Origin of the sequence: Streptomyces sp. NPDC002463 (genome assembly GCF_042889835.1) — a bacterium.
Lineage (GTDB): Bacteria > Actinomycetota > Actinomycetes > Streptomycetales > Streptomycetaceae > Streptomyces > Streptomyces nymphaeiformis.
Map to the genome: position 1 here is coordinate 1 of NZ_JBIARL010000050.1, position 9175 is coordinate 9175.

Genomic DNA, 9175 nt, shown 5'->3' on the forward strand with positions numbered 1-9175 from the left:
CATCTTCCGCAAAGCCCGCTGCAGCCCCAACCGCATGACGGCCATCGCCGCCGCCGTCCTCACTCTGGAGCGTCAACGCTGAAAATCCTCACTGGCAGGAAGCATTCGAGGGCCTGACGAGTCGGATCGCTGGCCGGTTCGCCCGAGTTGAACCCCGCCGCCGGGTGCGGCGGTTGGTCTCCGGGCTGCTGTCGGACCTGCCGCGCAAGAACTGCTGGACCCTGGCCGAGCACGTTGGCGACACCACTCCAGACGGCATGCAGCACCTGCTCCACCGTGCGGAATGGGACGCCGACGCGATCTGAGACGACCTACGCGCCTACGTGGTCGAGCACCTGCACGACACGGAGGCCGTGCTCGTGGTCGACGAGACGGGCGACCTGAAGAAGGGCACGGCAACCGTCGGCGTCCAGCGCCAGTACACCGGCACGGCTGGCCGCATCGAGAACGCCAGGTCGCCGTCTATCTCGTGTACTCCGCCGGCCGTGACACGCCGCTATCGACCGGGCCCTGTACGTGCCGCGCTCATGGACGGAGAATCCGGACCGCTGCCGGAGTGCGGGCATCCCCGACGGCCTGGCCTTTGCCACCAAGCCCCAGCTCGCGGCCCGCATGGTCGAGCGGGCCCTGGACGCGGGAACACCGGCCCGGTGGGTCGCGGGAGACGAGGTCTACGGCGACAACCCGCACTTGCGGACGCCCTGGAACACCGCCGGACCGGCTACGTCCTGGCCCTCTCCAGCACCCACCCCGTCATCACGCACGCCGGGAAGTTCCAGGCCAAGACATTGGCCGCGTGGATCTCGAAGCGGGCCTGGCAGCGACTGTCGGCTGGAGCGGGTGCGAAGGGCGAGCGGTACTACGACTGGGCACAGATCGAGGTTCACGGTTCGGCCGGTCGGTTCGGCCAGTGGTGCCTGCTGGTCCGCTGCAATCGCCACACCGGCGAACTCGCCTTCTACCGCTGCTTCTCACCTCGTCCGGTGCCGATGTCCGAGCTGGTGCAGGTCGCCGGGCGGCGTTGGACGGTCGAAGAGACGTTCCAGGCCAGCAAGGGCCTGACCGGTCTGGACGAGCACCAGGTCCGTCGGTGGACCTCCTGGCACCGGTGGGTCACCCTGGCGATGCTCGCCCACGCCTTCCTCGCCGTCACTGCGGCCGCCGAACGTCGCGACCGGCCCGCCCCCGACGGCCTGATCCCCATGGCCGGAAACGAGATCCAGCACCTGTTCGCAGCACTGATCCGCCCAGTCCACGGCCTCGCCCACCTTCTGCGCTGGTCCCACTGGCGACGCCGGCATTAAGCCCGTTCACGCCAGTGTCATTACCGCAGGCAGGCCATCGCCCGGCCGTGAAGATCAAGATCTACGGCTGGAGTATTAGGCACTGGAGTCCGCTCCAACGTAAGCCCGGGAGGGCAAGGCGATGACCCCGGCAAGACTCTCGGACCTGAGGTATTGAGCCTTTTCCCAAGCTACCTGTCAGCACGGCCGGCTACATTCGGTCGCGAGTTCGGGACATGGTGGCCGGCCGTGGATCCGCTGGCCAGCGGCCTGTCACCGACTGGCGCAGCCGACTGTCCACGTGCCCATGGCCAGTACCGAGGCGAGGTTGGAAAACGCTCATTGCGCGGCCAGGGGGGCCAGATTCGGCCATCACGTTGAATTCGTATATCTTTTCGGTCGCCATTCTCCAGGTGCTCGGGGAATATCGCGGATTCCGGTGGATTTCAGGATTCTGCTGGTGACGGCGAAACTTCGGCGCATAGAATATCGCGCGCTGCTCGCGACGGCGGTCGGTGAGGTCGACGGTGGAGGGTGCCGCGATTGAACTGCGGAACATGAACACGCAGGGCAGTTCCGCCCGAGGTGCTGGACGTGTGTACGCATTTCCTGACCTGCGGCCTTTACGGCTCGCCCACAACTTCCTCAAGCAATCATCATGAAGAGGTCCATGCGGCAGCGACGGGGCCTTTTCTTTTCCGTGTGTGGAGAGTGATGCCATGAACCGAGTCGACAGAGACTCGCGCCGAGCGGTCCCGAGGATTGCGGGGCCACTGACGCGCGTAGGTTTATCTGTTTTATTGCTGGCAGGTGGCGCCCTGGGAGCGACGGCCGGACAAGCCGCCGCTTCGGCCGAGGACGGCACGCTGACGGTCGAGGTGCTGCGCGACTTCTTCGGCACCGGCGTGATCAACACGACGATGGACGTGCCGCAGCGCGGCATGAAGGTGAAGATCTCCGACCCCGCCGGGCACGGTGTCACCGGCGTCACGGACACCACTGGAAAGATGGTGGTGTCGCGGTCGACGGCGCTGAGCGGCGGCCGGTACCGCGTCGACGTCAGCATCCCGGCGCCGTACAACGGCTATCTGCGGGCGGCACCCGCGTCGACGGCGGAGAACCACTTCGACAGCTTCACGTCGTTCGTGGACGTCTCGGGCGGAAAGAACGCCTCGGTGGTGACGGGCGTGTGGAACCCGGCCGACTACGCACTGCCGGACTCACGGTATTTCGTGCCGGTCCAGAACGGGGCCACCGGAACGGACACACGGGCACTGGTGGCGTTCGGGACGCAGACCCGGGGCACCTGTCCCACCGGTGTGTCGTGTCCGGACACGCTGGCCACACAGGCTCAGGTGGGCACGACGTTCGGGCTGGCCTACGACAGGTACCGCACCCGGCTGTTCCAGAGTGCGTTCGCCCGCCGGTTCGCCCCGTACGGGCCGAAGGGCCCCGGCGCGATCTACACGGTGCCGGTCAGCGGCTCCGGCGCACCGGAGCTGTTCGCGCAGGTGCCGGGTGCCGCGCTGACGCCGCACGGCACCGCCGACATGAACAAGGATCCGGGATTCACCGACGCGCCGGGCAAGGAGAGCATCGGCGGCCTGGCCCTGTCGGAGGACGGCTCCACGCTGTACGCGGTGAACCTGCTGACCCGCAGCCTGGTGAGCTTCGACGCGACAGGGGCCACCGCCCCGGCTCCCGAGGCGACGACGCCGATCCCGGACCCGGGGTGCGCGAGCCCCGGTGACTGGCGGCCGTTCGGCCTCGACGTCCACGACAACACGCTGTACGTCGGCGGTGTGTGCAGCGCGGAGAGCACGCAGCAGCGCACGGACCTGAAGGCCGTCGTCTACGCCTACGACGGCAAGCGGTTCACCACGGTGCTGACTCACACGCTCACCGACAAGCGCGGCACCGTCTTCACCGGTGCGGGCGCCGCTCCCCAGGCCACTCACTGGAACCCGTGGAACACCACCCTGGCCACGTGGGACGAGCGGAAGGCGGGCAACGCCTTCATCGATCCGCAGCCGGAGCTCGCCTCCCTCGCCTTCGGCCGCGACGGCTCGATGATCCTGGGCTTCCGCGACCGGTTCATGGACGTGCTCAGCGCCAAGGGACTTGACCCCCGCCCGGGGAACAACACGCCGGAACTCGGCATGTCCGGTGGCGACATCACCATGGCCTGCGCCGTTCCCACCGGTGGATACGCGTGGGAAGGCACCGGAAACTGCCCCAACCACGCCACCCCCGCCAACAACGGCGGCCAGGACGCCGATGTCGTCGAGTACTTCCCCGGCGACTTCTTCCAGGGCCCGCACCAGGAGAACGCGCTGGGCTCCGTGGCCTACATCCCGCAGCAGGACTGGGTCGTCAGCACGGAGTTCGACCCGACCGTCAACATCGAGACGGCCGGCACCGGTTACCACCACATCACGACCGGCGAGGGCCCGGGCAACGCCCCGAACACCAACGCGTACCAGTTCGTCGGCCAGGAACAGAACGGGTTCGGCAAGGCCGGCGGGCTCGGCGACATCGCGTACGCGGCGGCGAACGCCCCGATCCAGATCGGCAACCTCGTCTGGTTCGACGGCGATCACAACGGGATCCAGGATCCGGCGGAACCACTGCTGCCCGGGGCGACAATCAACCTGCTGGACGCGGACGGCAAGCAGGTCGCCACGACCAGGACCGATGACGCCGGCGAGTACTACTTCGGTGGTGTCGGCGCCGCGTACCAGCTCATCCCCGGTGCGAAATACACGGTGCAGTTCGACGTGTGCACCGCGGACACCAGCGGGGTGCCGAGGCGACCCACGGCAGACAAGCTGCGGTTCACGCTCCCGCGAGCCGGCACCGACCGGGCGCACGACTCCAACGTGACGCCGCCGACCGCCGGACGGTTGTGCAACGGCTACGCGCCCGTCACGGCACCGGACAAGCCGGGCGGCGTCAATCACACGATCGATGCCGGGGTCTACATCCCGAAGGGGAAGCCGAAGCCGACCCCGACGCCGAGCTCACCGTCCACCTCGACGCCGCCTTCGCACACGCCGCCTTCGCACCACACGCCGCCCCCCAACAAGCCGGGCCCGGACGGTGGGGACTCGGGTTCGCTGGCGCACACCGGTTCGTCCGGGGTGGCGCAGTTGATCGGCCTCGTCGGCCTGCTGCTGGGCGCGGGCCTGCTCATCACGTTCATGAGCCGGAAACGCCGTGCCCGGAAACACTGAACGAACCGAACCACAGTGATCTGATCTGCCCGACCGCGATCCGGATGGCGCGGTCGGGCAGTCTGCGGCCGAATGGTGCGGGTGAACCGAGAGGGTGGGGAAGAAGAGTGTCCACGTCGAGCCGCGTGCGGAGCGGGAGATCCCAGCAAGCACTGCCGGGCCGTGTGACCGGCTGGCGCCGATGGTCGCGGCCACGCCGGGTGGCCGTCGGTATCGCCACAGCAGCCGTCGCGGTGGGCGCCGCGTTCCTGGTCACCGGCGGCGGCTCCGAACCCAGCGGTCCGCGCGCACTGACCTCGGACGAGGCGAACCGGCTGGCGATCACGCGGTTCCGCAACTACGAGGCGCGCGGCCGCGCGGTGACGATCACCGTGCCGGGCACCGCCGGTGGGCTGATCGTCACCGGGTCCGTCGACTACCGGGGCAAGGTCGGTTACGGCGTGGTCCACGGCACCGGGCGCGACACGTCCAGCGAAGGGCTGATCGAGTGGACGGCCGACTCGGTGTTCGTCCACCCGATGGCGAACGCCCCGGCGCACGCACCCGCCTCGCCGCCCCGCACGGGCTGGTACCGCCGTCCGCTGCAGTCCTCCGGCAGCTCGCTGGACAGTTCGCTGACCATCGCGCTCGGTCTCGGCAACGACCGGCCGGACAACGCCGAACTGCTGCCGCAGAACGGCGCCGCCTGGTGGGGACGAGACCAGGTGGACGGGCATCGGGTGGACGTCATGACCGGGCCGTCCTCCCCTGACCGCTCCGATACGGCGGGCAACGTGCGCTACTGGGTGGGATCGGACGGCACGATGTACCGGGTCCGCGTCAGCGTCGGTTCCGCGCCCCAGCCGGTGGACATCGAATTCGACACCCAGAAGTTCCTGCCGATCACGCCGGTACCCGGAGTCACCCCGAAGAGGTAGCCACAGCTCGGGGCTCTCGGGGCGGGTGAGACGCTCAGGGCGCGGAGGCGCTCAGGACGTCTGCACCCGCGCACCCGCGGCGAGCAGGGACGCCGACGGCAGCGGGACGCCCGCCAGGTCCGGCAGGTCCGGCACGGCCGGCACGGCGGTGGCGCCCGTGGTGAGGGCGTGGGGGAACTGCGGCTGTGGAGCAGGCGCCGCCACCTCGGTGAACGGGATGCCGCCGGGGGCCGTCGGCATCGCCCACTGGCCGGCCGGCGAGAGCGTCGTGGACGGCAATGGGCAGGACGCCGTGGTCGCGAGCCCGGCGGGCACTGTGGTCCGCAGACCGTTGCCGCGCAGGCAGTTGCCCCGTCCCCGTGCTGCGGTGGGGAACGTCCAGCCGACGTCGACGCTGTTGCCGGTGAACGTGTTGTCCGTGATCTGGTTGCCGACCGCGGGGATGTCGGCGGTCGCGGTGATCACCAGCCCCGCGTTGCTGTTGTCGGCGATGCGGTTGCGGACGAACCGGTTGTCGCTGCCGCCGTCGACGCCGATGCCGATGCCCCACCCGCCGTCGGCCTGCTGCGGGGTGGCCCGCTGCTGGTTGGCGGCGATCAGATTGCCCGCGATGACGGCGCCCTGCTGCGGGAGCAGTTTCTCCTGGTGGTCGGAGCCGGTGGTCAGGCCGACCCGATTGCCGGCCAGGCGGTTGCCGACCACGTACATGTCCCCGCCGGCGTTGGTGCCTTCGTAACCGACCGCGTTGAGTTCGGCGATGTTGTCCCGCACCACGATGCGGCAGGGTTTGCACTGTCCCACGTAGATCCCCGAGTCTGCCCCGCCTGACGCGTAGGAGTGCTCGATGACACCGTTCTGCGCGGAGAACGCGTAGACGCCGTACAGCCCGTTGCGGGTCGCGGTCACGTGCGAGACCAGGAACGACTTCAGGAAGGTGACGGGCTCGTCACCGGTGTCGTAGCCGCCGCTTCGCCCCGGCAGCCCGGCCGCCGCCGCCTTCGCCGAACCGGTGACCAGCACGCCGTTCTGCGTGTTGTTCTGCACGGTCAGGTTCTCCACGGCCACCCCGGGAGCCGCGACGACGACACCGTTCGGCTGCTGCAACCGTCCGTCGATGACGACCTTGTCCCTGGACTCACCACGAAGAGTGACGCGAGGCGTGGAGACCTTCACCGACTCGTGGTACACGCCCGGAGCGACCAGCACCAGGTCACCGGGGTGCGCCAACGACACCGCAGCCGAGATCGTTGGGGCATCGCCGGGAACCCGGATCGTCACCTGTGCACCGCTCGGTCGCCGGCCTTTGCCCGATCCGTTGTCGCCGCCGCCGTTGCTGCAGCCGGCCACAAGCGTCAGCGTGCCCAGTACCGTCGCCAGCACGCGAAGAGCTAATCGAGGCATGATCCCATTCTGGCATGACACCACCCAATTCCACTTCGAAAACGGCAGGTTGACCAACACGCGCGATTCCGGTGTGGCACTCTGCACTCCATGCACCGAGCCGACTCCCGTCCGTCACGCCGCGCGTTCATCGGTGTTGCCGGGGCCGTGGCGACCACTGGGCTCACCGCGGGGTGTGAATCGCCCGCGGCTCGGCCGAGCCGGCCCCCTTCCCCCGCGTCAGGCGCACAGGTGTCGCCGATCGGCCGCCATCAGGCGGGCATCACCCTCCCGCAACCGGCCCAGCCGAACCTCCTGGCGCTGGTGGCCGACCTTGGCACCGACGTGGCTCCCGGTCCATTACTGGCCGAACTCGGCCAGGCCGTCCGCGCACTCGTCGCGGGGACCGACCCACGGCTGCTCGGCCTGCCGCCGGGCGACCTCACCGTGACCGTCGGCGTGGGCCCCCGGCTGGTCCGCATGGCCGGTGCCTCGCTGCCCGGCGCGGTGGACCTGCCCCGGTTCTCCCGCGAGCGGATCGCGCCGCGGGCTCGGGGCGGTGACCTGCTGATCCAGATCTGTGCCGGTGACGCGCTGCTCCTCCCGGTCGTCGCCGCCGCGCTCCTGGCCCAGGCCGGAGACCGCGTCCACGAACGCTGGCGGCAGTCCGCGCGCCGTGGTGCGAACGTGCCCGTCGGCGACGGTCTGACCGCGCCCCGCAACCCACTCGGTTTCATCGACGGCATCGTGGGCCCGCACACGAGCGCCGAGCAACAACGCGACCTGTGGCTGGCCGGCCCTCCCGCGGTCGCCGGCGGCACCCTTGCCGTACTGCGGCACATGGAACTCGACCTGTCGCGGTTCGCGGCCCTGTCCGTGCCCGAGCAGGAGGCGGTCTTCGGACGGCGTCGGGTCAGCGGCGTCCCCCTGTCGGGCGGCCCCGTCGCGTCGGGCCCGGACCTCGGTGCCAAGACACCGGACGGACGCTATCTCGTCCCCGCGGACGCCCACGTGCGCAGAGCGAACCCCGTCGTGGTCGGCACCGGCCTCATGCTCCGCCGTTCCTACAGCACCGATGATCCCGCCCCCGGCCTGCTCTTCATCAGCTTCCAGAACGACCTGCGGACCTTCACCGCCACCCTCACCCACATGGACACCTCCGACGCGCTGCTGCGATTCACCACCACGACCGCCAGCGCGACCTTCCTGATCCTCCCTGGTTTCGACCGTCAGCACCCGCTCGGTTCCCAGCTGTTCGGCTGATCACGCCCCGCAGACGTCAGCCGTCGATGCCAAGGGCGCGTACCAAGATGAGTACGCGCCCGCTCCTGCGCCCCGGCAGGATTCGAACCTGCGACACCCGCTTGAGAAAAGGACCTCGTCGGCGTCCCATTCGATCCGGTTCAGCATCCGGTGGATACGGTCCGGGCCTGCGCGACCGGCCTCCTCCGCCAAGGTCCAGCCGTTCTTGCAACGATTGCCCGTCTGTACTGCCAGGTCTCGGCCGCAGGTCATGCACGTGCCGGTCCAGCACCTCAGCAGGTCCTGGAGTTTCGAGGACCTGATAGAGGGTCAGGCCGGCGTGTGGGCTTTGGGGTCGAGCCGCCGCAGGGCGAGGAAGGCCTGGGCGGCGGTGACGAGGGTGACGTGATGGTGCAAGCCACGCCAGGCCCGGCCTTCTCGGCCTCGAAGCCATGGGCCTGGGCGTCTTGTTCCAGCGCGGCCCGGACCGCCTCGACCTGGAGGTCGTCCAGCTTGGGCCGGCGGCCGGCCGCAGAGGACGAAGGTCGGTAAGCCACCCCAACAGCCTCCCACGCATGAGCCCACCAAACCCACTGAACCTACGAAAAGATCAGTAGGATCAGGCTCGTTGGCTGTGGGCGAGCGATCTGGTGGGGGATACGCGGACGTGGTCGCCGGACGCGCAGGAGGCTGTGCGGCTGCTGGCGGTGTCCGCGCTGATGGAGGGCCGGGACAGGGCGGAGGTCGCGGCCTTGTTCAGGGCGTCGGTCAGGGCCGTGGACAACTGGTGGGCGAGGTGGCAGGCGGGTGGCCGGGGCGCGCTGCTGTCCCGGCCGCGAGGCCGCCGCGCAGGCGAGCACCAGGTGCTGTCCGAGGCCGAGCAGGCTGCCATTCGGCAGACGGTCCTCGATCACATCCCCCGTGAACTGGGGCTTTCTGATCAGTTGTGGACGCGGGGGGCTGACAGGTCAACTGATCTTCAAGCTGTAGGGAGTCCGGTTCACCGAGCCCGGCGTGGGCAAATACCTCAGGCGGTCCTACGTTGTTGGTGGGTTGGACGGGCCGTCGTAAGGTCCAGAGGCCCAGAGACGCCGGGTATGGCTTTCAGGCGGTTGCACAG

General features: G+C 69.3%; 5 protein-coding genes and 2 pseudogenes. 6 read left to right on the forward strand and 1 reads right to left on the reverse strand.

What is annotated here, in order from left to right; translation table 11 throughout:
* The 4 genes and pseudogenes from ACFYX3_RS41750 to ACFYX3_RS41765 all read left to right on the forward strand — a co-directional run.
* Window positions 1-82: pseudogene (locus ACFYX3_RS41750) on the forward strand (IS5/IS1182 family transposase); the annotation flags it as partial.
* A 31-nt stretch (window positions 83-113) separates the two neighbouring features.
* Window positions 114-1304: pseudogene (locus tag ACFYX3_RS41755) on the forward strand (IS701 family transposase).
* Window positions 1305-2002: 698 nt separating this feature from the next.
* Window positions 2003-4516, forward strand: coding sequence for an SdrD B-like domain-containing protein (locus ACFYX3_RS41760; RefSeq protein WP_389025346.1), 2514 nt, complete (start codon window positions 2003-2005; stop codon window positions 4514-4516).
* A gap of 200 nt (window positions 4517-4716) precedes the next feature.
* Entirely contained in the window at window positions 4717-5433 is a 717-nt protein-coding gene (locus ACFYX3_RS41765; protein WP_389025348.1) for a hypothetical protein, read from the forward strand.
* Window positions 5434-5484: 51 nt separating this feature from the next.
* On the opposite strand, the gene ACFYX3_RS41770 is transcribed toward ACFYX3_RS41765, so the two are convergent.
* Window positions 5485-6834 carry a nitrous oxide reductase family maturation protein NosD gene (locus ACFYX3_RS41770; protein WP_389025352.1) on the reverse strand — a complete coding sequence of 450 codons (1350 nt, stop codon included), beginning with the start codon at window positions 6832-6834 and terminating at the stop codon, window positions 5485-5487.
* A gap of 90 nt (window positions 6835-6924) precedes the next feature.
* Here ACFYX3_RS41770 and ACFYX3_RS41775 point away from each other — a divergent pair, with 90 nt between their 5' ends.
* A complete protein-coding gene (locus ACFYX3_RS41775; RefSeq protein ID WP_389025350.1) occupies window positions 6925-8076 on the forward strand; it encodes a Dyp-type peroxidase in 1152 nt (383 codons plus the stop codon).
* A gap of 698 nt (window positions 8077-8774) precedes the next feature.
* Window positions 8775-9175: helix-turn-helix domain-containing protein (locus ACFYX3_RS41780; RefSeq protein ID WP_389025354.1), on the forward strand; the 401-nt coding region annotated here is incomplete at its 3' end.